General features: G+C 71.0%; 29 protein-coding genes. 16 read left to right on the forward strand and 13 right to left on the reverse strand.

Going from position 1 to position 26,342, the window contains the following annotated elements; translation table 11 throughout:
* The first annotated feature begins 35 nt into the window (after positions 1–35).
* Complete coding sequence (locus N0B34_RS06490) at positions 36–2,618, forward strand: heavy metal translocating P-type ATPase (protein WP_263730524.1); 2,583 nt, start codon at positions 36–38, stop codon at positions 2,616–2,618.
* 12 nt (positions 2,619–2,630) lie between these two features.
* Complete coding sequence (locus N0B34_RS06495) at positions 2,631–3,575, forward strand: DMT family transporter (RefSeq protein ID WP_263730525.1); 945 nt, start codon at positions 2,631–2,633, stop codon at positions 3,573–3,575.
* Between the two features lie 23 nt (positions 3,576–3,598).
* On the opposite strand, the gene N0B34_RS06500 is transcribed toward N0B34_RS06495, so the two are convergent.
* Genes N0B34_RS06500 through N0B34_RS06510 form a run of 3 tightly spaced genes read right to left on the reverse strand, consistent with a single transcriptional unit; the run spans position 3,599 to position 5,568 of the window.
* Positions 3,599–3,838 carry a hypothetical protein gene (locus N0B34_RS06500; protein ID WP_263730526.1) on the reverse strand — a complete coding sequence of 80 codons (240 nt, stop codon included), beginning with the start codon at positions 3,836–3,838 and terminating at the stop codon, positions 3,599–3,601.
* A gap of 4 nt (positions 3,839–3,842) precedes the next feature.
* Complete coding sequence (locus N0B34_RS06505; RefSeq protein ID WP_263730527.1) at positions 3,843–4,982, reverse strand: cytochrome b; 1,140 nt, start codon at positions 4,980–4,982, stop codon at positions 3,843–3,845.
* 13 nt (positions 4,983–4,995) lie between these two features.
* The gene (locus N0B34_RS06510) at positions 4,996–5,568 is read right to left on the reverse strand and encodes a hypothetical protein (RefSeq protein WP_263730528.1); all 573 of its coding nucleotides are present in this window, start codon (positions 5,566–5,568) and stop codon (positions 4,996–4,998) included.
* A 198-nt stretch (positions 5,569–5,766) separates the two neighbouring features.
* Here N0B34_RS06510 and N0B34_RS06515 point away from each other — a divergent pair, with 198 nt between their 5' ends.
* Together N0B34_RS06515 and N0B34_RS06520 are read left to right on the forward strand one after the other, a co-directional pair.
* Positions 5,767–6,417 carry a response regulator transcription factor gene (locus N0B34_RS06515; protein ID WP_263730529.1) on the forward strand — a complete coding sequence of 217 codons (651 nt, stop codon included), beginning with the start codon at positions 5,767–5,769 and terminating at the stop codon, positions 6,415–6,417.
* 349 nt (positions 6,418–6,766) lie between these two features.
* The gene (locus N0B34_RS06520) at positions 6,767–7,804 is read left to right on the forward strand and encodes an ATP-binding protein (protein ID WP_263730530.1); all 1,038 of its coding nucleotides are present in this window, start codon (positions 6,767–6,769) and stop codon (positions 7,802–7,804) included.
* Between the two features lie 76 nt (positions 7,805–7,880).
* On the opposite strand, the gene N0B34_RS06525 is transcribed toward N0B34_RS06520, so the two are convergent.
* From N0B34_RS06525 to N0B34_RS06545, 5 genes are all read right to left on the reverse strand, one after another.
* A complete protein-coding gene (locus tag N0B34_RS06525; protein WP_263730531.1) occupies positions 7,881–8,528 on the reverse strand; it encodes a sulfocyanin-like copper-binding protein in 648 nt (215 codons plus the stop codon).
* Positions 8,525–8,830 carry an SHOCT domain-containing protein gene (locus N0B34_RS06530; protein ID WP_263730532.1) on the reverse strand — a complete coding sequence of 102 codons (306 nt, stop codon included), beginning with the start codon at positions 8,828–8,830 and terminating at the stop codon, positions 8,525–8,527. Before N0B34_RS06530 ends, N0B34_RS06525 begins: the two co-directional genes overlap by 4 nt.
* 168 nt (positions 8,831–8,998) lie before the next feature.
* Positions 8,999–9,649, reverse strand: coding sequence for a DUF3105 domain-containing protein (locus tag N0B34_RS06535; RefSeq protein ID WP_263730533.1), 651 nt, complete (start codon positions 9,647–9,649; stop codon positions 8,999–9,001).
* 216 nt (positions 9,650–9,865) lie between these two features.
* Positions 9,866–10,963 (reverse strand): sensor histidine kinase, encoded by a 1,098-nt coding sequence (locus N0B34_RS06540; RefSeq protein WP_263730534.1) that lies wholly within the window; start codon positions 10,961–10,963, stop codon positions 9,866–9,868.
* The gene (locus tag N0B34_RS06545) at positions 10,960–11,649 is read right to left on the reverse strand and encodes a response regulator transcription factor (RefSeq protein ID WP_263730535.1); all 690 of its coding nucleotides are present in this window, start codon (positions 11,647–11,649) and stop codon (positions 10,960–10,962) included. Before N0B34_RS06545 ends, N0B34_RS06540 begins: the two co-directional genes overlap by 4 nt.
* A gap of 407 nt (positions 11,650–12,056) precedes the next feature.
* Between N0B34_RS06545 and N0B34_RS18095 the strand changes: the two genes are divergently transcribed.
* Both N0B34_RS18095 and N0B34_RS06550 read left to right on the forward strand, forming a co-directional pair.
* Positions 12,057–12,308: a YHS domain-containing protein gene (locus N0B34_RS18095; protein ID WP_412175705.1), complete on the forward strand. Its 252-nt coding sequence runs from the start codon at positions 12,057–12,059 to the stop codon at positions 12,306–12,308.
* Between the two features lie 129 nt (positions 12,309–12,437).
* On the forward strand, positions 12,438–13,703 hold the full coding sequence (locus N0B34_RS06550; RefSeq protein WP_263730536.1) for a M23 family metallopeptidase: 1,266 nt from the start codon (positions 12,438–12,440) through the stop codon (positions 13,701–13,703).
* A gap of 521 nt (positions 13,704–14,224) precedes the next feature.
* Here the strand turns inward: N0B34_RS06550 and N0B34_RS06555 are convergent.
* The 3 genes from N0B34_RS06555 to N0B34_RS06565 form a co-directional block, all read right to left on the reverse strand.
* On the reverse strand, positions 14,225–14,755 hold the full coding sequence (locus tag N0B34_RS06555) for a DUF305 domain-containing protein (RefSeq protein WP_263730537.1): 531 nt from the start codon (positions 14,753–14,755) through the stop codon (positions 14,225–14,227).
* A 315-nt stretch (positions 14,756–15,070) separates the two neighbouring features.
* Positions 15,071–15,481: a hypothetical protein gene (locus tag N0B34_RS06560; RefSeq protein ID WP_263730538.1), complete on the reverse strand. Its 411-nt coding sequence runs from the start codon at positions 15,479–15,481 to the stop codon at positions 15,071–15,073.
* Positions 15,478–16,272, reverse strand: a complete 795-nt coding sequence (locus N0B34_RS06565; protein WP_263730539.1) for a prolipoprotein diacylglyceryl transferase — start codon at positions 16,270–16,272, stop codon at positions 15,478–15,480. The genes N0B34_RS06560 and N0B34_RS06565 overlap by 4 nt, the downstream gene beginning before the upstream one ends.
* A gap of 225 nt (positions 16,273–16,497) precedes the next feature.
* Between N0B34_RS06565 and N0B34_RS06570 the strand changes: the two genes are divergently transcribed.
* The 10 genes from N0B34_RS06570 (at position 16,498) to N0B34_RS06615 (ending at position 24,134) form a co-directional block, all read left to right on the forward strand.
* Positions 16,498–16,722 (forward strand): heavy-metal-associated domain-containing protein, encoded by a 225-nt coding sequence (locus N0B34_RS06570; protein WP_263730540.1) that lies wholly within the window; start codon positions 16,498–16,500, stop codon positions 16,720–16,722.
* A complete protein-coding gene (locus N0B34_RS06575) occupies positions 16,719–16,895 on the forward strand; it encodes a hypothetical protein (RefSeq protein WP_263730541.1) in 177 nt (58 codons plus the stop codon). The genes N0B34_RS06570 and N0B34_RS06575 overlap by 4 nt, the downstream gene beginning before the upstream one ends.
* Positions 16,892–19,171, forward strand: coding sequence for a heavy metal translocating P-type ATPase (locus N0B34_RS06580; RefSeq protein WP_412175706.1), 2,280 nt, complete (start codon positions 16,892–16,894; stop codon positions 19,169–19,171). The genes N0B34_RS06575 and N0B34_RS06580 overlap by 4 nt, the downstream gene beginning before the upstream one ends.
* A 1-nt stretch (position 19,172) precedes the next feature.
* Positions 19,173–19,448, forward strand: a complete 276-nt coding sequence (locus N0B34_RS06585) for a metal-sensitive transcriptional regulator (protein WP_263730542.1) — start codon at positions 19,173–19,175, stop codon at positions 19,446–19,448.
* 160 nt (positions 19,449–19,608) lie between these two features.
* Positions 19,609–20,166, forward strand: coding sequence for an ATP-binding cassette domain-containing protein (locus N0B34_RS06590; protein ID WP_263730543.1), 558 nt, complete (start codon positions 19,609–19,611; stop codon positions 20,164–20,166).
* The gene (locus N0B34_RS06595) at positions 20,163–21,677 is read left to right on the forward strand and encodes an ABC transporter permease (protein WP_263730544.1); all 1,515 of its coding nucleotides are present in this window, start codon (positions 20,163–20,165) and stop codon (positions 21,675–21,677) included. The genes N0B34_RS06590 and N0B34_RS06595 overlap by 4 nt, the downstream gene beginning before the upstream one ends.
* Before the next feature lie 240 nt (positions 21,678–21,917).
* On the forward strand, positions 21,918–22,679 hold the full coding sequence (locus N0B34_RS06600) for a D-alanyl-D-alanine carboxypeptidase family protein (protein WP_263730545.1): 762 nt from the start codon (positions 21,918–21,920) through the stop codon (positions 22,677–22,679).
* Positions 22,680–22,842: 163 nt separating this feature from the next.
* Complete coding sequence (locus N0B34_RS06605) at positions 22,843–23,469, forward strand: DUF305 domain-containing protein (RefSeq protein ID WP_263730546.1); 627 nt, start codon at positions 22,843–22,845, stop codon at positions 23,467–23,469.
* A gap of 144 nt (positions 23,470–23,613) precedes the next feature.
* Positions 23,614–23,850 (forward strand): SHOCT domain-containing protein, encoded by a 237-nt coding sequence (locus N0B34_RS06610; protein ID WP_263730547.1) that lies wholly within the window; start codon positions 23,614–23,616, stop codon positions 23,848–23,850.
* Entirely contained in the window at positions 23,847–24,134 is a 288-nt protein-coding gene (locus N0B34_RS06615) for a DUF2933 domain-containing protein (RefSeq protein WP_263730548.1), read from the forward strand. The genes N0B34_RS06610 and N0B34_RS06615 overlap by 4 nt, the downstream gene beginning before the upstream one ends.
* 213 nt (positions 24,135–24,347) lie before the next feature.
* Here the strand turns inward: N0B34_RS06615 and N0B34_RS06620 are convergent, their stop codons facing one another.
* Positions 24,348–25,478: a sensor histidine kinase gene (locus N0B34_RS06620; protein WP_263730549.1), complete on the reverse strand. Its 1,131-nt coding sequence runs from the start codon at positions 25,476–25,478 to the stop codon at positions 24,348–24,350.
* The gene (locus N0B34_RS06625; protein ID WP_263730550.1) at positions 25,475–26,212 is read right to left on the reverse strand and encodes a response regulator transcription factor; all 738 of its coding nucleotides are present in this window, start codon (positions 26,210–26,212) and stop codon (positions 25,475–25,477) included. Before N0B34_RS06625 ends, N0B34_RS06620 begins: the two co-directional genes overlap by 4 nt.
* Positions 26,213–26,342: the final 130 nt, after the last annotated feature.

Raw genomic sequence — 26,342 nt, forward strand, 5'->3', positions numbered from 1 at the left:
AACGGACGTATCCGCCTCACGGGAGGTTCATTGCCATGACCAATCCTCGGACGACGGTGCTGGCCCTCGAGGGCTTGCACTGGGCCACGTCGGAGCCGATCGTCGAGAAGACTCTGATGCAGCAGGCCGGCGTGCTGGCGGTGGAGGCCCACGCCCTGTCGCAGACGGCGACGGTCACCTTCGATCCCGCGGTCACGTCGCTGGCGCAGCTGGTCGGATGGGTCAACGCGTGCGGGTACCACTGCGAGGGCCGTGCGGTGCCGGGGCATGTGTGCCTGCCGATGGCGGAACCAGGCGTGGCATCAACGGGGGGCCCCGACGGGCACCACGAGCCTGGCGTCGAGGAGCGGCAAGGCCCGCACGATGTGCACAGGGCGCCCGCACCTCCCGCGGAGCACGGGCCTCACCTCGGTACCCCTCACGCTGAGCACGACGTGCACGCCGACATGCCTCACGAGGTGACGCACGCGCATGGCGCGCCTGACGTCCACCTCCCGCAGCCGCACGCTGGCCATGGCGAGGCGGCCGCGCCGTCGGCGCACGAGCTCATGGGCCACGGCGGTCACCACGGTGGCGGGTCGATGGCGGACATGGTCCGCGACATGCGCAACCGGTTCCTGGTGGCGCTGGTGTTCTCGATCCCGATCACCTTGTGGTCCCCGATCGGACGCAAGTTCCTCGGGTTCACCGCGCCGGCACCGTTCGGGCTGCGTGACGACGTGTTCATGCTGCTGCTGTCGCTGCCGGTGGTGTTCTACGCCGCCTGGATCTTCTTCGACGGCGCCTACCGCGCCCTGCGGGCAAAGACGCTCGACATGATGGTGCTGGTGGCGGTCGCCGTCGGGACCGGCTGGCTCTACAGCCTGGGCGTGACGCTGACGGGCGGGGGCGACGCCTTCTACGAGGCGGCCACCGTGCTGGCGACCTTCGTCCTGCTGGGTCACTGGTTCGAGATGCGCGCCCGCGGTGGGGCGAACGAGGCGGTGCGCACGCTCCTGGAGCTGGCGCCGCCGAAGGCGGTCGTCCTGCGCGGCGGGGTCGAGACGGAGGTGCCGACCGCGGAGGTGGTGGTCGGGGACCTGCTGCTGGTGCGGCCTGGGTCGAAGATCCCGGTGGACGCCGTCGTCGAGGAGGGCGAGTCCGAGGTCGACGAGTCGATGGTCACGGGGGAGTCGCTGCCGGTCAGCAAGGCTCCCGGAGACGCGATCATCGGTGCCTCGATCAACGTGTCGGGCACGCTGCGGGCGCGGGCGAGCAAGGTCGGCGAGGACACCGCCCTGGCCCAGATCGTCAAGCTGGTCCAGGAGGCGCAGAACTCCAAGGCACCCGGCCAGCGGCTGGCGGACCGGGCCGCGTTCTGGCTGGTCTTCGTCGCTCTGCTGGGCGGCAGCGCGACCTTCCTGGCCTGGTGGCTGATCGGCGCTCCGGTCGCCACCGCGGTGCTGTTCGCGATCACTGTCGTGGTGATCACCTGCCCGGACGCGCTGGGCCTGGCCACGCCGACCGCGATCATGGTGGGCACGGGTCTCGGCGCCAAGCGCGGCGTGCTGTTCAAGAACGCCACTGCGCTGGAGACCTCGGCCCGCATCGACACCGTCGTGATGGACAAGACCGGCACGCTCACCAAGGGTGAGCCGGAGGTCACCGACCTCGTCGTCCGGGGCATGGCGCAGGACGAGGCGCTGGCGCTCGTCGCCGCCGTCGAGCGGGAGTCGGAGCATCCGCTGGCTCGCGCCGTTGTGAAGCACGCCGAGGAGCAGGGCGTACCGGCGTTGGCCGCGTTGGAGTTCCGCAACGTCGCCGGGCATGGGGCGACGGCGACCGTCCAGGGGCGCCGCGTCGTGGTCGGCAACCGCAGGTTGATGGATGCCGAGGGCGTCCAGCTGGGTGACCTCGCCTCCGTGCGCGACGAGCTGGCCGACACCGGTCGCACCGCGGTGATCGGTGCGGTCGACGGACGGGCGGTCGCCGTCGTCGGCCTCGCGGATGCCGCACGCGAGAGCGCGCCGGGCGCCGTCGCCTCGTTGCACCAGCTGGGCATCGAGGTGGTCATGCTGACCGGGGACAACGAGGCGACCGCTCGACGGATCGCCGCTCAGCTGGGCATCGACACGGTGATCGCCGAGGTGCTGCCGGGTGACAAGGCGGACAAGGTCACCCAGCTGCAGCAGGCGGGCAAGAAGGTCGCGATGGTGGGTGACGGGGTGAACGACGCTCCGGCGCTGGCGACGGCGGACATCGGGATCGCGATCGGCGCCGGCACGGATGTGGCCATCGAGACCGCCGACATCGTGCTCATGCGATCGGACCCGCTCGACGTCCCGGTCGCGCTGCGCGTGGGCCGGGGGACTCTGCGCAAGATGCGGCAGAACCTCGGCTGGGCCATCGGGTACAACACCATCGCCCTGCCCATCGCGGCCGGGGTGTTCGCCTCGATCGGCCTGACGCTCAGCCCCGAGATCGCCGCGCTGTCCATGTCCGGCTCGTCGGTGATCGTCGCTGTCAACGCCTTGATGCTGAAGCGGCTGCGTCTGCCGGCCCAGCTGCCCCCGGCTGCCTCGCCGCATCCGGCTGCTGACCGGCGGCCGCTCGACCCCGAACCGGTCATCAGCCACTGATCGGTTCAGGACGTGCACGGGGACACCGGCGCCTGGGACGGGTCGGACGTGGTCCGGCACCGTCCCAGGCCGGCACGCATGCTGTGGGTCACTGCAGTGCTGGGTGGTTGCTTCGTCGCGATCCGGTGGGGGCTTCGCGATGCACCGGTGCTGTGGTTCGCCGCGCTGCGGGCGGTGCTGGCCGGGGTGGTGCTGCTCGCCGTCGGCGCCGTTCAGCACCGCCCGGTCCCCGTCGGCGTCCGGGCATGGACGAAGATCGCCGTCCTAGGCCTGGTCAACGTCACGGTGGCGTTCGCGGCGATGTTCTACGGCGCGGCCAGCGGCGCCACGGGGTCCGCCGCGGTGCTGGCCAACGCCCAGCCCCTGCTGATCCTTCTGCCGGCCTGGTGGCTCTTCGGGGAGCGGTTGTCGGCACGGACGACGACGGCACTGGCCGTCGGCTTCAGTGGTCTCTTGCTCGTGGCACTGCCGGGCGGTGGTGGCAGAGGCGCCCTGGTGTCGCTCCTCGCGGCGGCGGGCGTGACGGTCGGCACCCTGCTTGCCCGTCGCCTCGGCGACGTGGACCTGGTGGTGGCCAGCGGTTGGCACCTCGCCATCGGCGGCATCGTGCTCGTCGGGCTCGCGACGGCTGTCGACGGTTCTCCCGCCATCGCCTGGACGCCCCGCTTCGTCGGCTCGCTGAGCTTCCTGGCACTGCTCGGCACGGCAGCGACGACCGTGGTCTGGTTCGCGGAGGCACGTCGCTCGCGGATGGATGCGCTCACCGCGTGGACGTTCCTGACCCCGGTGTTCGGCATCGTGCTGTCCTTCATGCTACTGGGGGAACGACCCCGCTCCTGGACGCTGATCGGACTGCTGGTCGTCCTGCTCGCGCTACGCCTGGCGACCACGCCGACATCCGTCTCGTCGGGGCGGCAGATCCCGGACCCGCGGAGCAGCGCGACACCCGCTCAGTGACGGCAGCTGTCTAGCCCGCGGCTTCATTCCGCACGGCGACCGCGTCCCAGAGCGAACATCACGCGCCCCGCGAGCGCCAGAGCACAGACCGCGACGACGAGGCTGGCTGCAAACCACAGCGCGGTCAGCGGCCCCGGACGCGCGGTGAGGGCTGCGCTGACCGAACCGCTCGCCGCGATGGCGACGAGGACCAGGGACCAGAAGACCCGCGCGAGCCGGCGCGGAACTCGAGGGTGCGGACGACGGCGCACGGTGGTCACCACGCCCTCACATCCCGAGGTGCTGCTTGGCCGGGGTCGCCGCCATGAGGACGGTGAGGACCACCAGCAGGACAACGACGGACCCCGCGATCGACATCGCCACCGGCCGCTGCCGCCAGGATCGTCTCGGGTTGCGGTCGATGAAGGGAACGGCGACGAGGAGCGCGAAGAACGCCAGCTCGCCCCAGAGGATCCCGGAGAGCCCCACCCAGTTCTCCAGGGTGAACACCCACCAGAACATCCACGGCGGTCGGGTGATCTCGATCCCCGCGACGGGAGGTGCGCCCACCGGCGGCGGGGCGAGGACCGCCAGGATTCCCGCGATGCCCAGGACCACCACGCCGAACGCGGCGATCCGACGCAGGTGGTGCGTGAAGGGCTCGGTCGGCTCGTCCGCAGGCGCCTGCGTGCCGGTGTCGTCGGCCGGCAGCGAGGGATGCGGCGAGATCTTGTGCTTCTTCACCAGCAGGCCGTGCAGCACGGCAAGGACGAGGATCAGCCCGGGCAGGATCACGACGTGCGCGCCGTAGAGGCGCACGAGCATCGGCACCTGGTCGGCGAAGGTCGGGGAGAACCACAGGCCCACCCCGGCCACGAGCTTGCCGATCTCGATGTTGTGGCTGAGTGCCTCGAAGCCCTCTTGGTCCCACTTCAGGACCGTGCCGGTGAAGATGGCGAGGGTGACGAGGCCGAACATGGCTACCCCGATGAGGTAGTTCGCCTCCCGAGGGCGCTTGTACGACCCGGTGACGAACACCCGCGCCATGTGCAGCGCCGCGGTGACGTACATCGCCTGCGCCGCCCAGAAGTGCAGTCCGCGGACGAACCGTCCTCCCCAGACGCCGGTCACGATGTGACGGACGGAGGCGTTCGCCGCTTCGGGGACCGGGTTGTAGAACTGCACGAGCAGGATCCCGGTCACGATGAGGATGCCGAGTGACGCCGCCGTGATTCCGCCGAGGCTCCACGCCAGGTTGTTGGCGTGATCGGGCACGGGGTACTCCAGGGCGCCGATGCCGAGGCGTTCGTCGATCGCGTCGAGGATCAGCCGACCTCGCCCGCGGGGCGCACCACCGGTGGGCTCGCGGCCGGTGCTGCCGTCGGCGGGCTGGCTTGCCCGGGCCTGCTGGTCGATGCTCGTGGCCATCGTTCGACTCCCGTCAGTGCGCGTTGATGTGAGCGGGCCGGGGATCGCCGAGGTGGGCGCGGATCACCCGCAGGGGCTCCTCCGGCCGGAACACTGCGGCGAGCGCGACTCCGACGAGCACCAGCACCGCCGAGACCGCGAGGAACATCCAGTCCAGCCCGGACAGCGCGGCCCGACCGGGCAGGTCGGGTGTGACCACCGTGGTACCGGTCTCCGCGCCGACGGCCGGCATCAGCTGGCTGACCGCGGCAGTGATCGACTGCTGCAACGTGTTCTCCGCGGTGAGCACGTCTCCCGCCTCGAGGGAGGCACGGGCCTGCGTGACCAAGGCGACGTCGACGCCTTCCTGGTCGCTTGTGGCAAGGGCGTCGTCGACCTTCTCCATCGCTGGGTCGATCCCGTCCATGCCCTCGTGCGCGAGGTAGCCGAGTGCCTGCTGGACCAGGAGGTAGCCCTCTTGGGGTTCGCCCTCGCCGCCGTGGGCAGATGCCGCGGACGGGAATCCCAGCAGTGCACCGACTGCAAGGACCATCACGAGGCGCACTCGTGGCCGGTTGCGGCGCCGCTGCGCGGTCACTGACCTCATGGCCGTTCTCCCTCGAACGTCGGTGCCCACCGTCGCGCACCGTTCCGCTCTCAAGTCTCGATTCGGGCCGTCGGTGTCGACAGGGACGCGACCGGCTGTTGGGTGGCCAGGTGCCGTCACGGCCTATGGGTGATTGCCGCCATCGGTGGCGAGAAACGGCCCGTCGACCCGTGACCTCCCAGGTCGTAGGGTCGGCTCGTGACGCCGGTGATCCGGGTGCTGGTCGTCGACGACCATGCGCTGCACCGTGACGGTGCCCGCAGCATCCTGGCGCAGCATGACGACTTCGAGGTCGTGGCGGATGCCGATTCGGGGGAGATGGCGCTGGCTCTGGTCGACCGCTTGGTCCCCGACGTCGTGCTGATGGACATCCGGTTGCCGGGGATCAGTGGCATCGATGCGACCCGCCGGATCCGCGCCGCCCACCCGGAGGTGCGCGTGCTGATGGTCAGCGCGTACGACGACGACGAGTACGTGCGTGGTGCTCTGGAAGCGGGCGCCTCGGGCCACCTCAGCAAGACCGCACCGGGGGAGGAGCTGGTCGAGGCGATCCGTTCCGTGGCGGCGGGTCACACGGTGGTGCGGCCGGACGTCTTGGTCCGTCTGCTCAGTACGCTGCCCGGCGTGCAGTCCGGCCCTGGGCTGACCGAACGGGAGCAGACCGTGCTCGACTGCCTCGCGCGGGGGATGTCGAACCACCAGGTCGCAGCCGCTCTGCACATCAGCACGCGCACGGTGGAGCGCCACTGCGCCGCCCTCTACGCCAAGCTCGCCGTGCACTCTCGGACGGAGGCCGTGGTCACGGCGTTCGCCTCCGGCCTGCTGCGAGGTGCCGGTGAGCGGGGCTGAGCTACCGGACAGGGGCTTGCGGCAACGGCTGCGTGGTCTGCAGGCGAACGCGTCGCCGTGGGTGCCGTGGCGGTCGGGGAGGTTCTGGGTGATCCAGATCGCGATCCTGGCGATCATGGCGCTTCACGTGCTCACCCTGCGCTCGCTCGACGGCCGCGACCTGGCGGGGGTTCCCACACCGCTGACCTCCAACTTGATGCTCATTCCTCTCCTGTATGCGGCGGTCGGGTTCGGCACCAGGGGCGCGGTGGCGACGTCGGTGTGGGCGACCGGCCTCTTCGGCCTGCACTGGGCGTTGTTCTACGTGCAGACCGCTTCGAACGAGCACGTCTCGATCGAGCTGGTCGGGATGGTCGTGCTGGCGGCCAGCAGCGTCGTCGTGGGGCGGCACGTGGACAGAGAGCGCGACAGCCGTGGCGGGCTGGAAAGCGCTCTGGAGCGGCTGGCGCTGACCGAGACCAGGTACCGCGACCTGTTCGACCATCAACCGTCGCCGGTCGTCGTCACCGACGCGTCCGGGGTGGTCGTCGAGCTGAACGCGGCCGGGCAGAGCTTGCTCGGGGAGGGGGCGCTCGGGGCGCCCCTTCACAGCGTCCTGGGTGCGGGTTCGGACGAACTCACGACGGGACGGGTGTGGACCATCCGGGCCACCGACGGTGAGGAACGCTTGTTCCTGGTGTCCGCGCACCGGGTGGGTGCGCCGGCTCGGCGGGCGCTGACGCAGGTGGTCCTCGTCGACGTGACCGAGCAGAGTCGCAGGCTCGAGCTCCAGCGTGCGCTGACTGCCGGGGTGCTGCGAGCTCAGGAGGAGGAGCGTCTTCACCTGGCGCGTGAGCTGCACGACGACCCGCTCCAGCAGCTCACGTACCTGACGCGCGTGCTGGACGACTCCGGGCTCGCCGGAGGTACCCGAGAGGCGGTCCGGGAGGCTCGACGCATTGCCAACGGTGCCGCGGTCGGACTCCGACGTCTGATCCGCGGTTTGCGACCGCCGGTGCTCGACGATCTCGGCCTGCTACCAGCTTTGCGGCAGCTGGTCTCGGAGGTCCAGGAACGCACCGGCGTGACGGTCGAGCTGAACGCCGTCGGACCTGAAGTCCGGCCGGCGCCAGAGATCGAGCTCGCCGCGTACCGCATCGCTCAGGAGGCGCTGAGCAACGTCGCCCGGCATGCCCGTGCAACACGCGTGACCGTCGAGCTCGCCGTCGAGGATCAGCTGGTGCTGACCGTCGCGGATGACGGGCGCGGCTTCGCACCCGGACGACGCACGGCCGGCTTTGGACTGGCCGGCATGCGCGAGCGCGCGACCCTGGCGGGGGGTGCCGTCACGGTTCGGTCCCAGGTCGGACGCGGGACCAGCGTCACCCTCGCGTTGCCCGTGCGGTAGCTGGGCAGACGACTGGGACTGCGACGGCCTGCCCACTCCCGGATCGCCCGAGAGTGGGCAGGCCGTCGCGAGCGGCTCAGGAGACGGTGAGCTCGGCGAACATGCCGGCGGCGTAGTGGCCCGGCAGGTTGCAGATCAGCTCGTACCGTCCGGCGGGGAGGTCGAGCGTGGTCCAGCCAGCCGTTCCGGGCTGGATGCCTTCGCCGGTGCCCGAGCCGGCCGTCTGCGACGCCTCCCCGAGGCTGCCGGTCTCGTCGACCGTCCCGTCGGACCCGACGGCCCGCTCGCCTACCTGCTGATCGGACGCGAGCGGCAGCACGACCAGCTCGTGAGTCCGGAAGCCCAGGTTCGCTAGGACGAGCGAGACAGTGCCTGCCGGGACGGAACCCCGGCTGACCGTCAGCCGCATCCCGGAGCGGCCGCCCATCATGGCGCCCATGTCCACCGCGCTGACGCGCACGGTGGTTCCCGGCAGAGCCGGCACTCGGGTCGACACGCGGCCGCCCATCATTCCGCCGTACGACCCGGACCACGAGGTGCCGGTCGATGTGCCCGCACCGCCACGGGTCCATGTAATGGTCCCGACGACCGATCCCACGAGCAGCACCACGGCGGTCACGAGGGCCGCGACCAGCCATCTCCGGGTGCGTGGCCGTCGTCCTCCCTCCGTCGAGAACGGCGGCGGGCTGGCACCGGTGCCCGGTGCCAGCACGTCGGTGGTCACGGCTGGCCACCCCGGCTGTCCAGCAGCGCAGCACGCGTCTGCTGGTAGGTGGCCACGTCGATCTCACCGGCCGCAAGCCGGCGGTCGAGCAGCTCGAGCGGCGACGGGGTCCGCGGTGCGCTCTCGGTGCGGCCCTGGCCGGCGTCCCAAGGCCCATAGCCTCCCGACACAGGTCCGGATCGGCGGCTCTGGCCCGTGAGCGCCACCACCAGCCACACGATCGCGCCGATCAGCAGCACCCAGAACAGGCCCATCATGATCCAGGCGCCGACACCCATGCCGCCGCCGTACCAACCCATCATCGTGACCTCCACTGTCTCGTCGGCCGGCACCTCAAGGCCTACCGCTGACATCCAGCGTGCGCCCGCCATGCGAAGGGACCAGCGTCGCGATGATTGAGATCCGATGAAGAGGGGTGGGCCCGGCGTGGTCCGGTCGGTGCTGAGCCCTTCCGGCTTGCTCGGTTCGGGCTACTGCGCCTCGGGCGTCCCGGTGCCCCCGGAGCACGATGCGCCCGGTTCGGGTGTCTGGGGGCCGTTGGCGTACTTGGTGACGAACGCTGCCAGTCGCGGGTCGTCAGCGGAGGCCAGCTGCAGCTGGACGCCCCAGGCGGACGCGACCACGGGGGCCGGGAGGCCGGTACGGGGCGTGACCAGGACATAGGCGCTCTTGGCTGCGAAGCTGCGCAGCGTCGTCAGCTGGGCTGCGGGCAGGTCTGCCTGGTGGGTGATCCATACCGCGCCGTGCTCCATGGAGTGCACGGCGTTCTCGTCGGCGACCGGCGCGGAGTAGTAGCCGCAGTTCTGATCGATCTCGGAGTGGTCGCCGCCGACAGGCGGGTTCTGGGCGTACGCGACCGTCCCCGTGACGTGGTTTCGCGACAAGTTGGTGAACGTCTGAACGCCGGAGATCGGCGCCTTTGCAGCGGCCTGGACGCTGGCCTGGTGCCGGGCCTGGCGGACGAGCACGGTCGTGGTCGTCCCGACCAGCGCGAGGACGACCACCCCGATGATCGTGGCGATCAGGATGGTCCGCCGGCGTTCAGCCCGCTTCTGGGCCGCCTTGATCTCTGCCAGGCGGGCCTGACGTTCGGTCAGCTCGGACTTGCGCTTGCTGTTCACGGGTGAGGACGCCTCTCGCGACGGGCCTTGGCACGTCGATACGACCGTGCCGGAATGTGGTGCTCGCACCGAGTCGGACCCGCGTGGGTCGACAACGGTCCCAGGATGGCAGACGCGACTGGGCACCTTCGTCGCCCGCTCGGCCGACGGCAGCGGTCTCGTCGTCGGACCCGTCGCGCTCCGGGCCGTTGCTTGCCGGAGTCTTGATGTCGGCGGTCAGGGCTCGGCGAGCGGGATCTGCAAGCAGAAGGTGGAGCCGGCGCCCGGACCGGGAGATGTCGCGTCGAGCGTCCCGCCGTGGGCGTGGGCGATGCCCCGTGCGATGGTGAGCCCGATGCCGCTGCCGGCGGCCGTCGGGCCGCTCGCGGCACGGGGGACGCGGTAGAACCGCTCGAAGACCCTCTCGGCGTCCGCCGGGCTGAGGCCGATGCCGGTGTCCGTGACCTCGATGACGGCGTTGGTGGCGGTCCGCCGGCACATCACGCTGACGTGTCCTCCGGGCTCTGTCGCCGCGAGGGCGTTGCCGACCAGGTTGGTGACCACCTGGGCGATGCGGTCGGGGTCTCCTTCGACCAGCATTGGGCCGTTGACGTCCTCGATCTTCAGTTCCAGGCCGGCGTCGTGCAGCTGCGGGCGCAGCCGTTCGGCTGCCGTGATGGCGATCGCCGCCGCGTCCACGCGGTCGAGGCGTAGTCCGAGCCGTCCTTCCTCGGCGCGGGACAGTGCCCCGAGGTCCTCCGAGAGCCGGCGTAGTCGCTGCAGCTCGCCGGACAGCTCGGCGTACAGCTCCGGTTCGGGGCTGAACACGCCGTCCTGCAGTCCCTCGACGTACCCGTCCAGCACCGTCAGCGGCGTGCGCATCTCGTGCGCGACCTCACCGAGCAGCCGCATGCGGCGGGCCTCCGTCTCGGCCAGCCGTGCCGCCAGGGCGTTGACGTCGTTGGCGACGCGTGCCAGCTCGGCCTCGCGGGGCGGTGGGACCGGTTGGTCGTAACGACCGGCGGCGATGCGGTGCGCGGCCGCGGACAGGTCCCCGAGCGGGCGCAGCAGCCGCCACGACGACCAGGCACCCGCGGCGATCGCCACCGCGAGCGCGACGAGCACGCCGATCGCCAGGCCGCGGTTGGCGGCGCTGACGGCGTAGGTGCGGGTCAGCTGTTCCCCGAAGGGCATCATCTGGCCGGCCATCATCGCGGCCATGCGCGAGTCGTAGAAGTGCGGCGTCAGGGTCCGGGTGACCAGGTAGGCGGTCGCGGCCCCCGTGATCGCCACGAGCGTGTGGCTGACGAGGGCGCGGGTGGACAGACGGCTCATGACGGCCTCCCGACGAACTTGTACCCGACGCCACGCACGGTGGCGATGAACCGTGGTGCGCTGGCGTCGTCGGCCAGCAGTCGCCGCAGGCTGCGCACGTGCACGTCGACCACCCTCTCGTCGCCGTAGAAGTCGTCACCCCACACCCGTTCGAGCAGCTGCCGACGGGAGAAGACGCGGCCGGGGGAGCGGGCCAGCGCGCCGAGCAGGTCGAACTCGAGGGCCGACGGCGTCACGGGACGGTCGTCCACGGTCACCTCGCGGGCCGCGAGGTCCACGGTGAGGCGGTCGAAGCGGAGGCGCTCCGCGTCCGGCTCGTCGTCCCGCGCCCGCCGCAGGACGGCCTTGACTCGGGCCACCACCTCGCGGGGGCTGAACGGCTTGGTGACGTAGTCGTCGGCACCGACCGCCAGCCCGACCAGCGTGTCCGCCTCCTCGGCGCGGGCGGTCACCAGCACCACGCCGACGCCCGAGGTGGCACGGATGCGCCGCAGCACCTCGAGTCCGTCGACGTCGGGCAGCATCACGTCCAGCAGCACCACGTCGGGCCGGTCCCGGCGCAGCTCGGCGAGCGCGTCGGACCCCGTCCCGGCCTCGACCACGGTGAACCCGTCCGCCTCGAGGTAGGCGCGCAGCACCCGGCGGATGCCCGCCTCGTCGTCCACCACCAGCACACGCCTGGCCACGTCGACCTCCTCGCACCGCCCCGTGCTCGTGCGTGAATTGCGCGCACGTCGCCGGCCCGGGGTATTGGTCACTGTATTCCTGCTGACTGGAAGGCGATTTCCTCTGCTCGTCCGTCCCAGGCTGCGAGGCCTCGGCAGGCGACGAGCGCCCGCTGCCGTTGAGCGTCCGGACGTCGCCCCCTACCAGTGGGCACTGCCGTGCCTCGCCCCTCGGTCAAGATCACATGAATGTTCAGTTCATATTCACTTGCGTCGTGCTCGGCGAGCGTTCCGGGCGATCTGATCGCCCTATTTTGGCGATGCGAGCGGCGGCGTCGCGTCCGCCCGCACGCGAGAGCCATTCGGGGTCAAACAGCGGTCGGTGCGAACGGTGAGCCACACGAGCAAACCGGGGCGAAGGAGAGAGCATGTGTGACCATCACGCGGCAGGGCACGGTGGGTGCGGTCAAGGGCATGGGCACGCTCACCGTCGCGATGCGGTCGCGGGCCCCGGCGAGGAGCTTGTTGTCTGCGCGGTTCGGGGCAACCTGACGGTCCGCTCGGAAGCGGAGCGCGACGGTCGCGTCCGCGATGTCGACGGACGGCGGTACTACTTCTGCTGCCCGCACTGCGTCGACCTGTTCGATGCCGACCCTGCGGCCTACGCCGCGGCTGTGTAGCCGGGTGCGGTGACCATGGCCGTCAGCCCCGTCGCAGTCGGTCCCCTCAGCGACGTCAGTCGCTCGCGTCGGCGTCGTGCCATCGGGTGGACTCGCTCCGGCCTGGCGGCAACGCTGTCCGTCGCCTTCGTGCTGATCGCGGGACAGACGACTCCGGCCACCGCGGACGATCTGTCGAACCGGCGGAAGCAGACGCAGGCCCAGATCGAGGCGAACAAGGCGACACGGGCTCAGCTGGACGCGTCGCTGGAAGATCTGTCGGCGGACCTGGCCGACGCCGTGGCGGCCGTGCAGACGACGCAGGCGCAGCTTCCTGCGGCCCAGCAGAAGGTGGACGACGCGAATGCGGCCCTGGCGGCCGCCCAGCGCGAGTCCGAACGAGTCGGTGCGGAGCTGGCCGACGCACGCGCCCAGGAACGAACGCTCTCCGTCGACGCCGCCTCCACGACCGCGCGCGCGTCGGAGGTTCGGGCGGCTATCGGCACGATGGCTCGGCGGGCCTACCAGACCGGTGCGGCCGCCGATGCGTCCGCGCTCTCTGCGGTCCTGGACGCAAATGACTCCCAGGACTTCGTGAACCGCTTCGCCCTCGCCTCTGCGGCGCAGCGAACGCAGCAACAGGTACTCGACCAGCTGCAGTCTGCGTCTGCTGAGGACCGCAACGCGCAGGTGCGGCTGGCAGCCGTGCGCACCCGGATCGACGGGCTGAAGGCAGACGCCGACCAGACCGTGCTCGTGGCGGACCAGGCCGCCACTGAGGCCGGATCCGCGAAGGCCGAGCTGGACCGGCTCGTCGCGGTGCAGGCCGCTCAGCAGTCGGCCGTCGAGGGCCGGATCGAGCAGGCGAAGGCGGAGCAGGCGCAGGTCGACGCTGCCCAGGCGCAGCTGGGCAAGGAGCTCGCCAGCATCGTCGCGCAGCAGGCGGCGCTGGCGGCGTCGAGCCGTCCGACGAGCCCGCGGCCGCCTGCCCCTGCGAGCGCGGGAGCGTGGTTCGTCAACCCGACCGCGAACAGCCCGATCGTGGTCACCTCGCCCTACGGGATGCGTCTGCAGCCGGTCTTGAAGATCTGGCGATTGCACGCGGGCATCGACCTCGAGGACCGCTGCAACCAGCCGGTGTACGCCGGCCGGGATGGCACGGTGCTGAAGCTGCAGACCATCTACGGCGACGGCAACCGGGTCGTGGTGGACCACGGCTGGGTCAACGGCGCATCGTTGATGACGGCGTACAACCACCTCAACACCTTCGCGGTGTCCGCCGGTCAGGCCGTGAAGGCGGGCCAGCTGCTCGGCTACGCCGGTATGACGGGCGGTGTCTCGACCGGATGCCACCTGGACTTCCAGGTGTACCTCAACGGTGCGACCACCGATCCGGCGCCGTACCTCGGGCTGTGACCTGCATCGAACCTTGATCCGCCCGCAACGGAGCCAGCGCCCTACCGCCGTAGCGTGGAAGCGTGTCCGGCACACCGTGCGGGACAGGGAGGTCCTGATGGTGGTCACGCACTTCGCAGTAACGGGCCTGACATGCGCGACGTGCCTGGCCGAGCTGCTCGAACAGGTCCGATCGCTCGACGCCGTCGAGCAGGCGGCAGCCGACCTCACGGTCGGAGGGGCGACCCGGCTGGTCCTCGTCAGCGAGAGGGGAGTCGATGCCGTCGCCGTTCGGTCGGCGGTCGAGAGCGCCGGCTTCGCGTTGACGGTCGGCACCAGCCTGAGGGCACCGCACGTCGGTCCGGCGCACCTACTGGCCGCCACGATCGCCACGGGCCACGGCGCCCGAGCGACTCCGCGGACGAGGCCACAGCCGTAGGCCCGCTGTGGTCGCACCGCCGTCGGGTACCGCGAGGCCCACGCCGTACCGCGCACGGGGCTGCGCCGGCTGGCGCGGCGGCCTGTGCGCGGACAGGGCACCCTCAGGCCGTCCCGAGCGTGGCGAGCATGGCGCGCATCTGCTCGATCTCGGCGGTCTGTGACGTGGTGATCACTGCCGCGAGCTTGCGGGCGTCTGCGTTCTGACCTTGTGCCTGCTCGCTGGCGGCCATCTGCAACGCACCCTCGTGGTGGCTGATCATCAGGGTCAGGAACTGCCGGTCGAAGGCCGTCCCGCTGCTCCCCGCGAGCTGGTCGGTCGCGCTCGACTGGGACATCCCGCCGACCTCCATCCCGGGCATCGCACTGTGGTCCGAGACCGCGGGCATCGGCGCGCCCCACTGGGCCAGCCAGCCGGACATCAGCTCGATCTCCGGGCCCTGCGCTGCCACGATCCGCTGTCCCAGGGCTCGCACGTCGGGTGTCGAACCCTTCGAAGTGGCCAGCTTGCCCATCTCGATGGCGCCCTGATGGTGGACGATCATCATCTGCGCGAACTGGGTGTCAGCGTCGTTGTGCTGCGTGGGGGAGGTAGCCGACGCACTCGTCGTCGTACCGGCCCGTGGGGTGCTCACATCCTGACTGCAGGCGGCGATGGACGCGGCGAGTGCGACAGCTCCGAGGACTGCGGTGGCGCGGCGACGGAACCGGGATGGTGGACGCACGTGACGACCCCTTCGATTGGGACTTTGGTCCCATCGAGTCTCTCGGACGTCCGGCGCGTACTTCCCGGTGGGTCGATGAAGTTCCGATCAAGATCGTCGGTGGCAGCGGCGGCCTGTCGGACGGCCCGCTTGAGAGCGGGGACCAGGACGACGAGCGCGAAGGGACTCCGCGCGGCCCGTCCAAGACTGGTCGCCGACGCTAGGGGGCGTCTGTCGCGCCCGGGCTCAGCCGTGGTGCGAGGCGTGACCGGCCGGCTCAGAAACGGCAGGTGCTGGGGCCGGGCCGACCCCGGGGGACCGTGATCCGCTGATCATCGGGCCGATCACCAACGTCGAGACGGCGAAAGCCGCCCCGAACAGGGCCAGTGCCAGCGCCGGTGCGCGCCAGGTGTGGAACCGACGATGCAGGCGTAGCAGCATCGGGACCGAGGCGGCCAGGCCGAGCAGGCCGAACAGGATGGTCCCTCCTGTGCCCGCGACGAGCGCCACCCCCAGGAGCGGTCCGATGTGGTGCAGGACGTGCGGAGCCAGGCCGACGACGGCGCCGACGGTGCCGGTCGCGGCTGTGGCGAGCCGCCCGCGCAGGGTGGTAGGTCTAGCTGCTCTGTCCCTCGGGGCGGTGCCCGTGGTGGTCATCGGATCGCGACCGTTCGGTCGGGGTCTGCGTCCGCCGGCGCCGACGTCTGCATCGGCCCCGCGTCCTGGCGACGACCTGCCCGTGCGATGAGCACACCGCCGACGCCGACGCCGACGAGCGCCCACAGCTGGGGCTGGGTCAGACCGCCGAGCACCGGCGTGTTGATCCGCAGGAACTCCACGAGGAACCGGGAGATCCCCGAGAGGACCAGGTAGGCACCGAAGACCCCGACGGGCGCCAGGCGCCGCTCGAGCCGCCAGAGGAGGACGGTGATGAGAACGGCCGCCACCGACTCGTACAGCGGCGTCGGGTGCACCGGGACCGTGGTCGGCACGATGCCGTTGGTGAAGGTCACACCCCAGGGCAGGGTGGTGGGCGTGCCGTAGGTGCCGTCGCCGGACAGGAAGCAGCCGATTCGGCCGATCCCGTAGGCCAGGGCGAGCGGTGCGGCCGCAGCTCCGACCACCTCTGCCATGGGGAGCCCGTGCCGCCGGATGATCACCAGCCCGGCGATGATGCCGCCGATGAGACCGCCGTACCAGGTGAAGCCCATGCCCCCCAGGTGGTGCAGGCTGAAGTCGGACAGGTGCTCGAAGACGTAGTAGATCTTCGCGCCGACGAACCCCCAGATCGTGGCCCACAGGACGAGCGAGGTAGCGGAGTCCTTGGGCAGTCCGCGCCGGATGAACGCGCGCCCGAGCAGCCACATCGCCACGAGTGCGGCGGCCGCCTTGCTGACGCCGTAGCTCTGCACGTGGAAGCTGCCGATCGAGAACAGCACCGGTAGCACGGGTATCTCCCTCCTGGACCCGACGCCGCGGCGTCGGCTGATGGCGCGCTGAGGCGCCCGACGACCACGGTGACGGCCGATCCCCTCCGGTCCGGCTGCCGTCCGATCAACGTTCGATGAAGATCCGGTACACCGCCTAGATACCGATACGGGGGAGGGGTATACCGGAAGACGTGCAGGTCCGACTGCCGGTCGGACTGGAGAAGAAGGGCGAAGGGCGAAGCGATGAGCACGACGACGTACCAGGTGCAGGGGATGACGTGCGGGCACTGCGTCGGGTCGGTGTCCCGCGAGGTGGGCCGGTTGGAGGGCGTCACCGCGGTGGAGATCGAGCTGGTGCCGGACGGCGTCTCGACCCTCACGGTGAGCTCGGCGGCACCGCTGGAGACGACCCGGGTCGCCGCCGCGGTCGCGGAGGCCGGCTACGAGCTGACCGGCGCGCTGTCATGAGCGACGCGGGCCGACTGGCGGTCTTCGCCCTGGTGCTGGTGCTCGCGCTGCTCGCCGGCCTCGGGATCGGCGCTGCGGTCGGCCCGCTGCGCTCCGCTCCCGATGTGCACGCAGCCGGCTCGACCACCAGCGCCGCGGCAAGGCAGACGACGAACGTGGAGGTGGCGCTGTGAGCACGGCGGTTCAGCTGGAGATCGAGGGCATGACGTGCACCTCGTGCGCGGCCCGGATCGAGAAGCGGCTCAACCGCCTCGACGGGGTACAGGCGAGCGTGAACTTCGCCACGGAGCGAGCAACCGTCGAGCTGCCCGAGGGCACGAGCGTGGAGCAGGCCATCGCCGCGGTCGAGGAGACTGGCTACTCGGCGCGACTCCACGATCCCGCGCCGGTCCCCGAGGCGCCCACGGCAGCGGAAGACACGGATGCGTCGGCGCAGCGCGAGCCCGATCCCCTGTTCCGCCGGCTCGTCATCAGCGCCGTGCTGGCCGCACCGGTGCTGGTCCTCGCCACGGTCGAGCCGTTGCAGTTCGACCACTGGCAGTGGCTCTCCCTGACGCTGGCCGCACCGGTGGTGGTGTGGGGCGGGTGGCCGTTCCACCGCGGGGCGTGGAAGAACCTGCGTCACGGCGCCGCCACGATGGACACCCTGATCAGCGTCGGTGTGCTGGCTGCGCTCCTGTGGTCGTTGTACGCGCTGTTCTTCGGTTCGGCGGGCGACCCGGGCATGCGGATGGGCTTCAGCCTGATCCCCCGACGCGGGGGCGGCTCGAACGAGATCTACCTCGAGGTCGCCTCGGTGGTGACCGTCTTCATCCTTCTCGGCCGGTACTTCGAGGCCCGAGCCAAGCGGCAGTCGGGCGCGGCACTTCGTGCCCTGCTGGCGATGGGTGCCCGTGACGTGGCCGTGCTCCGCGACGGGGTCGAGGAGCGGATCCCGGTCGAGCAGCTGGTGGTCGGTGATCTGTTCGTGGTGCGACCGGGGGAGAAGGTGGCGACCGACGGGATCGTGACCGACGGCGCCTCGGCGGTGGACGCGTCGATGCTGACTGGTGAACCGGTCCCGGTCGAGGTCGGGCCCGGTGATGAGGTGGTCGGTGCCACCGTCAACGCCGGCGGCCGGCTCGTGGTCCGCGCGACCCGGATCGGTGCCGACACCCAGCTCGCGCAGATGGCACGACTGGTGGAAGAGGCGCAGAGCGGCAAGGCACCGGTGCAACGGCTGGCGGACCGCATCTCCGGGGTGTTCGTCCCGGTGGTCATCACCCTCGCGGTCGCCACGCTGGGGTTCTGGATCGGGGTCGGCGGCGGCGTGGAGCTGGCGTTCACCGCGGCGGTGGCCGTGCTGATCATCGCCTGCCCGTGCGCGCTCGGTCTGGCCACCCCCACCGCCCTCATGGTCGGGACGGGTCGCGGCGCCCAGCTCGGCATCCTGATCAAGGGCCCGCAGGTGCTGGAGTCGACCCGACGGGTCGACACGGTCGTCCTGGACAAGACCGGGACGATCACCACCGGCCGGATGGTCCTGGTCGCGGCGGTGCCGGCGGCCGGGGTCGAGGAGGACGAGCTGGTGTCGCTCGCCGGTGCGCTCGAGGATGCGTCCGAGCACCCGATCGGCGCCGCGATCGCCGCCGGTGCGCGTGCGCGCAACACCGTCCTGCCTGCGGTGACGGACTTCGTCAGCACGCAGGGCCTCGGTGTCTCCGGGATCGTGTCGGGCCACGCGGTGGCGGCCGGCCGGCCGGCCTGGCTTGCGTCGGAGTGGTCGGTGGCGATGGACGACGCGCTTCGTGCCCAGCTGGACCTGGCGGAGGAAGCCGGGCGGACGGTGGTGGCTGTCGCCTGGGACGGACGGGTGTGCGGCTTGCTGGTGGTGACCGACACGGTCAAGCCCACGAGCGCCGAGGCGGTCGCTGAGCTCAAGGGACTCGGGTTGCACCCGGTGCTGCTCACCGGGGACAACGAGCGGGCAGCTCGGGCTATCGCGGCCGAGGTGGGCATCGTCGACGTCATCGCCCAGGTGCTCCCGCAGGACAAGGTCGCGGTCATCCGCGACCTGCAGGCCCAGGGGCGTGTGGTCGCGATGGTCGGCGACGGTGTCAACGACGCCGCAGCGCTCGCGCAGTCAGACCTCGGGATCGCGATGGGTACCGGGACCGATGTGGCAATCGAGGCGAGCGACCTGACTGCCGTCCGCGGCGACCTGCGCGCCGCCGTCGACGCGGTGCGGCTGGCCCGCCGGACTCTCGCGACGATCAAGGGGAACATGTTCTGGGCCTTCGCCTACAACGTCGCCGCGATCCCGCTCGCGATCGGCGCTGTGCTGAACCCGCTCATCGCGGGCGCGGCGATGGCGTTCTCCTCGGTCTTCGTCGTCACCAACAGCCTGCGGCTGCGCCGGTTCCGTGCTGTCTCCACGCAGGTGGCCGCGCCGGTGGCGAAGGGGGACTGACATGAACGCCGAGGTCGCACAGGAGCAGCTGCGCCGGCTGCGGCGCATCGAGGGCCAGGTGCGCGGGATCGCCGGGATGGTGGAGGCCGACGCCTACTGCATCGACATCCTCACGCAGGTGTCGGCCGCCTCCCGTGCGTTGCAGGCGGTCGCCCTCGGCCTCCTCGATGACCACATGAGTCATTGCCTGGTCGAAGCCGCGAGACACGGCGGCGAGCTGCAGGACACCCGGCTGCGGGAGGCGTCGGCGGCGATCGCCCGGCTGGTGCGCAGCTGAGCCGAGCGACCCGCTCGAGGGACAGGAACTCGAGAGAAGGGAAGGAGTGGCGATCGAGATGGGTACCCACAGCGGGTCGCGCGACGGCCCGGTGCTCGCGGCCTGGGGAGTGCAGAAGTCGTATAGGGCAGGGATGTGGCCTGTACGACGGTCGGTCCACGTGCTGCGAGGTGTCGATCTGGCGCTCTCCGCCGGGGAGGTCGTGGGCCTGGTCGGGGAGAACGGGTCGGGCAAGTCCACGCTGATGCGCGTGCTCGTGGGCGCACTCGCACCTGATGCCGGGTCGGTGACGTGGGCGGGGCGGTTCGGCTACTGCCCGCAGCAGCCGCAGCTGTACGAGCGGTTGACTTGTGATGAGCACTTCGAGGTCTACGGCCGCGCCTACGGCATGACGCCACCACAGATGGAGGCTGCCCGCGCGTCTCTCTACGACACGCTCGGCTTCCAGCGCTACGCGTCGATGCAGGCAGCGGGACTCTCCGGCGGAACCGCGGCCAAGCTCAACCTCGCTCTCGCCCTGCTCGCCGACCCGCCGGTGCTGCTCCTCGACGAGCCGTACGCGGGATTCGACTGGGACACGTACCTGAAGTTCTGGCAGATCGTGGAGCAACGCCGCAGCGCTGGCCGGACAACCTTGCTGATCAGCCACTTCGTGTCGGACGAGGACCGGTTCGATCGCATCCTCGAGGTGCGCGACGGGATCGCGGTGTCGAGATGACCCGCGTCCTGCTGCGCCGGTTCGTGCTCGACCACGTCCGGAACAGCACCACCGCCGTCGTCCTCGTCCTCGTGCCCGTCACCTTCGTCCTCGTGGCCGCGCCAACCCTCGCCGACGCGGCGCGGCTCCTGGGTGGCCGTGGTGGTGGACCCGCGGTCGAGGTGGCGACGGCGGGCTGGGCCGCCGCGTTCATCACCGGCATGGCGATGTACCTCCAGGTCAACGACTCGCGTGACGCGGACCGGCGGGTGGTGCTGGCCGGGGCGTCTTCGGCGCAGCTGGCGCTCGCTCGAGTGCTCGTCGGGATCGTGCTGGCCGCTGTGTGCAGCGCGGCCGCGTTCGGGGCGCTGATCCTGCGGGTACGGGTCGACCAGCCCGTTCGCGTCGCGCTGGGCGCGTTCTTGGCGGGGTTGGCGTATCTGGTTGTGGGTGCGGTGGTCGGGACGCTCGTGCGAGTCCCGGTGAACGGCACCGTTCTCATCCTCTTCATCTGGATCGTGGACGTGTTCTTCGGGCCCAACCTCAGCGGCACGGCGACGCCGGCGCTACGGGCTATGCCCTTGCACTACGTGTCCCTGTGGACAACAAAGGTCGCCTCTGGGCATTCAGGCCGACCGGGGGACCTTGGCCTGGCCCTCGGATGGGCGGTCGGCTCCGTGCTGGTGACAGGCCTGGTCGTCGCCCTCGGAACACGTGCGCACCGTCGCCGTACGGCCGTGTCTCGCCCCGGTTCCGCGAGCAACCAGATCGGCGCAGCCCTCGGGATCGGGTGGCGCGAGCTACGTCGTAACCCGGTGCTCTGGGTGCTGCTCGTCGTAGTCCCAGCAGTCTTCGTGCTGCTCTCGGACGCCATCACGCCGCCGGGTGCGACGCCGGTCGCCGTCGTGGAGCGGGGCGTGCACCTGACTCGGGTGTTCGACCCGGCGGACATCCACGCGGGCACGATGGCGCCGATCGCCGTCGCTTCGCTGGCAGCGCTCGTGGGAGTGTTCCTGTCGGTCGACTCCGGACCCGCTGACCGCCGACTGGTGCTGGCGGGCCTGCGTCCCGGTGTGCTGGCCGGTGCCCGTGGGCTCGTTGCGGCGGCTGCCTCGGTTGGGGTCACAGCGGTGACCGTCGCCGTGACCGCCACCGTCTTCGACGCGCAGCAGTGGCCCGCCTACGTCCTGGCGAACACACTGCTGGCCCTGGTCTACGCCGCACTCGGTGCTCTGGCCGCGCCACTGCTGGGGCGTGTGACGGGAGTGTTCATCGCCTTCCTCGGGCCCTTCCTCGACGTCGGTCTGGCGCAGAGCCCGATGCTGCGTGCCGAACCCGCGGCGTGGGCGCGCCTGCTGCCGGGGTACGGACCGGTCCGTCTTGCCGTCGATGCGGGCCTGACCCGGTCCTTCGACGGGGGTGGCGCACTCTTGCTCGCGCTCGCGTGGGTCCTGGGCCTCGGCGCGCTCTCCGCGCTTGCGATGCGGCACCAGCTGAGGTCACGAGCTCGGGTCGACTTCATCACGTCTTGATCAAACGTCCAGAAGAACTTCGGACAAGCCCCACCACCATGGCGGGATGCGTGCCCCGACCCCCGCCTGCCCCTCCGAGCGCCCGCGCCCCCGACGACGCGCTCCGGGCGGGGGCCGGGGCCGTGCCGATCGGCGGCCGGCAGTCGCATCGTGAGCGCGGCCTCGTTGCCGGTCTCGCTCGCCAGCCGCCGCCGGTCAGAAGGCAGCCGTGCGGGTGTCGAGGCTGCTTCTGCTTCGACGGTGAGTCGCCGCCAGCTCAGGGCACGCGCCAAGGCGAAGCCGCGGACTGGCGGTGTGGTGCGCACGATCGCGCGAGGGTTCCTGATCGTCGCCATGGTCGTCGCACCCGCCTGGGTGGCTACCTCGGCGTCGGCGGGACTGCGGCACGCCTCCGACCTACCGACAACGGTCGAAGCACTCGCCGGCCCGGTCGACCTGACACCTCCGGCGGCCCTGACGGCCCCGGCGGCCGGCTCCCTTGAGCACGCCTCGCGCAGCGCCCTGCGGGACAGTCAGGCGGCACCGACGCCGATGGCCACGACCTCCGCCGAGGCACAGGCCGCTGCAGAGTGCTCCGGTGTCGTGTCGGGACCTATGGCGAACGGGCAGCTGACCGCGGCCAACCTGTGCGATCTGTGGCAGAAGCCGTACAAGGACAGGGCCGACGCGGTGGTGACCGCGTTCGCGATGAACGACGCCTTCACAGCGAAGTTCGGTCGGCCGATGTGCCTCACGTCCGGTTACCGGACCTACGAGGAGCAGGCCCGGCTTCGGGCGGCAGAGCCCGGGATCGCGGCGGCAGCGGGGACCAGCAACCACGGCTGGGGCTTGGCGATCGACTTCTGTGCGAACACCTATGGAGGGGCGGCCGGTGCCTGGCTTCGAGCCAACGGTCCGAAGTTCGGCTGGGACAACCCGTCCTGGGCGCGGCCAGGGGGCTCCGGTGCCTTCGAACCGTGGCACTGGGAGTACGTGCCGGGCGTGAAGGCCCTCGGCAAGTAGCCAGCGTGCGGTCAAACCTTGAGCGGATCTTCATCGTTCGCGCCCGCTTGTCGACTCGGCGGTCGCCGAGACTGAACAGGACCTAAGTCCTACGTCAAGGAGTTGCCTCGTGGCACCGATGTCTCAGCTGACGACCGGCCGTCCCCGGCGCCTTCCTCGCGCGGTGGCCGCGCTCGCCTCCGCCCTCGGTGTCGTCGCTGCACTCACCGCCTGCGGGTCCACGAGCGGCAGCTCAACAGTCCAGCTGTCAGGCGAGGCCGCAGCCACGATGGTTGCTGGGCCGAGCCCGTCCAGCACGACGACGCATAACGTCACGGATACCCAGTTCGCGCAGATGATGATCGTCCACCACCAGGGTGCGGTGCAGATGGCCCAGCTTGCGGCTGATCGCGCCGTCACCTACGAGGTGCGCGCGTTCGGAAAGCGGATCGTCGCCGCCCAGGGGCAGGAGATCGAGCGCATGTCCGCGTGGTTGACCGCCTGGGGCGAGGCACCGTCCTCCGGCCAGGATGGGGCGAACGGGACGGGGATGGCCCACTCGGGCATGCAGGTCGAGGGGATGGACCAGACCGCCGTGACGGCCGACCTGAAGGGCCGCAACGGCAAGGACTTCGACCGGCAGTTCCTCACCATGATGATCGCCCACCACCAGAGCGCGCTGGAGATGGCCAAGGTCGAGCAAGCCGAAGGCCTGAACGCCGACGCCGTGGAGCTGTCGGGCACCATCGCCACGTCGCAGACGGCCGAGATGGACGAGATGCGCGCGATGCTCGGTCGGCTCGGGGCCTGATCGCGATCGCTGCAGGGCACGATCGGTTCGCCTTCACCAACTCTTGATCCGGCCTGAGGGCAGCGTTGATGCACGACCGCGACCCTGGGATCAGGGACGTCATCCGGCGTCCCGTCGAGCGGCTCGCACGGCTGGAGGTCGGGCATGGCTCCGTGGTGCACCACCTTGTCGGGGTGGAGCTGGGTCGCGATGGTGACCGGCTGGGTTCTCGTGGTCGGGCTTGCGGTGTGGGCGGTCTGCCGACTGTTCCCCGGCCAGGCTCGCCTTGACGCGCGGACCGTGCTGGAGCAGCGCCTCGCGGCCGGCGAGCTCGACGCCGAGCAGTACCGGGAGCTGCGGGACACCCTCGACGACCGGTCAGCAGCGAAGGGCACACCGTGAAGTCGCACGCGAAGCACATGATCATCGGGGGAGCGGTCATCCTCGTCGCCCTGATGGCGTTTGGCGTCAGCTGGCGCCAGGCCGCGCAGTACGCGGTGCTCCTGGCATGCCCGTTGATGATGGTGTTCATGATGGCCGGCGGCCACGGGCACGGCGGTCATGGTGGCCACGGTGACGCTGCTGGTGGGACCACGGACGGTACCGGCCGCGACCAGATCGGTCCCGACCGTGAGCGGATCGACGACCCGTCCAGCCCAGCCCCGCACGACCACGGGTCGCACTGACCCGGGCACGCAGACAGCCGAAGCGCCCGGGCGGGCCGCTGCCGCCCGGGCGCTTCGGCGCGCTAGGGAAAGGGTCGTGGAGCAGCCAACGAGAGTTCGCCCGCCAGTCGAACCGTCGTTGCCGCGCAGGGCCGAACCGGGAGCCGGCCGTGCCGGCACCGGCCGCGGCCGGTCGTGATGTCGTCGCCATACGGCGGTCGACGGGTTGTCCGCTCAGCGAGTCCGTTCGCCAGCGGGCAGGCTGATCTCCATCCGGGTCCCCCGTCCTGGCCCGTCGCTGAAGGCGGCGACCTGTCCACCGTGTGCCTCGACCAGTGCCCGCACGATCGCGAGCCCGATCCCTGATCCGCCGTCGGTGCGCGACCGCGCGGTGTCCACGCGGTAGAACCGCTCGAAGACGCGGGGAAGGTGCTCGGCCGGGATACCGGCCCCGGTGTCGCTGACCGCGAGGACCACGCCGTGAGGTCGCTGCTGTCCGCTGAGCGTCACGTAGCCGCCGGCTGGGGTGTGCCGGAGGGCGTTGTCCAGCAGGTTTCCCAGCACCTGGCCCATGCGCTCATGGTCGACGGCCACCGACGGCAGGTCCGGACCGCACTCCACGCGGAGAGCGATTCCCGCTGTTGCGGCGCGGTCGGCCGCGGCGTCCGCTGCCAGCTGCAGCAGGTCGCACGGGCGGGTGGGCGTCAGAGCCAGGGAGGTCGTGGGGGCTTCGGCGCGGCTGACGGCGGCGAGGTCGTCGGCGAGCCTGGTGAGCCGGGCGCCCTGCGCCCGGAGCACGGTGATGGTCTGCGGGTCGAGGTCGACCACGCCGTCCTCGAGGCCGTCGAGGTAGGCGCCGAGAGTGGCCACGGGAGTGCGGAGCTCGTGCGCGACGTCGCCCAGCAGGCGTTGCCGTAGCGCTTCGCTGTCCGCGAGGCGACCGGCCATGGAGTTGAACGAGGACGCGAGGGCGTCGAACTCCGAACCGAGTCGCGGTTCGGGGACACGCGCGTCGAACCGTCCGGAGGCCAGCAGTGCGGCCGCAGAGGAAACGGCGTGCAGGGACGCGCCGACCCGGCGGGCGAGCAGGGCGGCGACGCCGAGCGAGGTCGCGAGGCCCGCCGCGAGCGCGAGACTCAGGGCGAGCGCGCTGGCGGAGCGGAACGCCTCCTCGGCGTGCGTGACGGCCGCCGGGTCGGCGACGCCGGTGCCCACGAGGTGCTGGTGGAACAGCACGGGGCCTGCGAGGCCGGCCACCAGCCAGGCTGTGATCCCGGCGACGGCGACCACGAGGACGAACGCCAGCAGCAGACGAGCCGCCAACCCGGACCGGGAGCTGACGTCTCGAGCCGGGCGGTCGGTCACTCTCCGGTGCCCATCCGGTAGCCGACTCCGCGCACGGTGCGCACGAAGCGCTGGGCGTCGGCGGTGTCGCCGAGCTTCTGGCGGACGTGCAGCACGTGCACGTCGACGAGGTGCTCGTCGCCGACCCAGCGCTCACCCCAGACGGCCTCGATCAGCTGGCGTCGGGTCAGCACGGCCGAGGGCCGTCGCGCCAGCGCAGCCAGCACGTCGAACTCCGTTCGCGTCAGGCCGACGGGTTCTCCCTCGAGCTCGACCTCGCGCCCGACCAGGTCCATCCGCAGCGGCCCCACCATGATCGGAGGTACCGCCTCATCCGCCGGGCGCACGTCGGCGGTGGATGCGGGTCCGGCAGTGCGGCGCGGCCGGCGCTGCATCGCCGTGATCCGGGCGATGAGCTCGCGCGGGCGGAACGGCTTGGTCACGTAGTCGTCGGCGCCGACCGACAGGCCGATGAGAGTGTCGACCTCGTCTGTGCGGGCGGTGAGCATCACGATGTAGCAGTCGGAGAACGTGCGCACCTGCCGGCACACCTCGACGCCATCAAGCCCGGGCAGCCCCAGGTCGAGCACGATCACGTCCGGGTCGACCTCACGTGCGGAGTCCACCCCCGTCGGACCGTCGAAGGCGAGGTGCACCTCGTAGCCCTCACGCCGCAGATAGCCGGCGACCAGCTCGGCCAAGGGACGCTCGTCGTCGACGATGAGCGCGCGACGAATGGGCGATGCGGAGTTCACATCGTCATTCTGTCCGGTGCCCGGATCTCCGAGCGATCGTCGACCGGGGCGTGGGCTCCGTCTTCATCGAAACTTGATCGGACCCTGACGCTCGCTGCAGGACAGCCAGGCGAACCTTGACCCGCCCAGT

This window comes from Cellulomonas sp. SG140 (assembly GCF_025770785.1).
Taxonomy (GTDB): domain Bacteria; phylum Actinomycetota; class Actinomycetes; order Actinomycetales; family Cellulomonadaceae; genus Cellulomonas.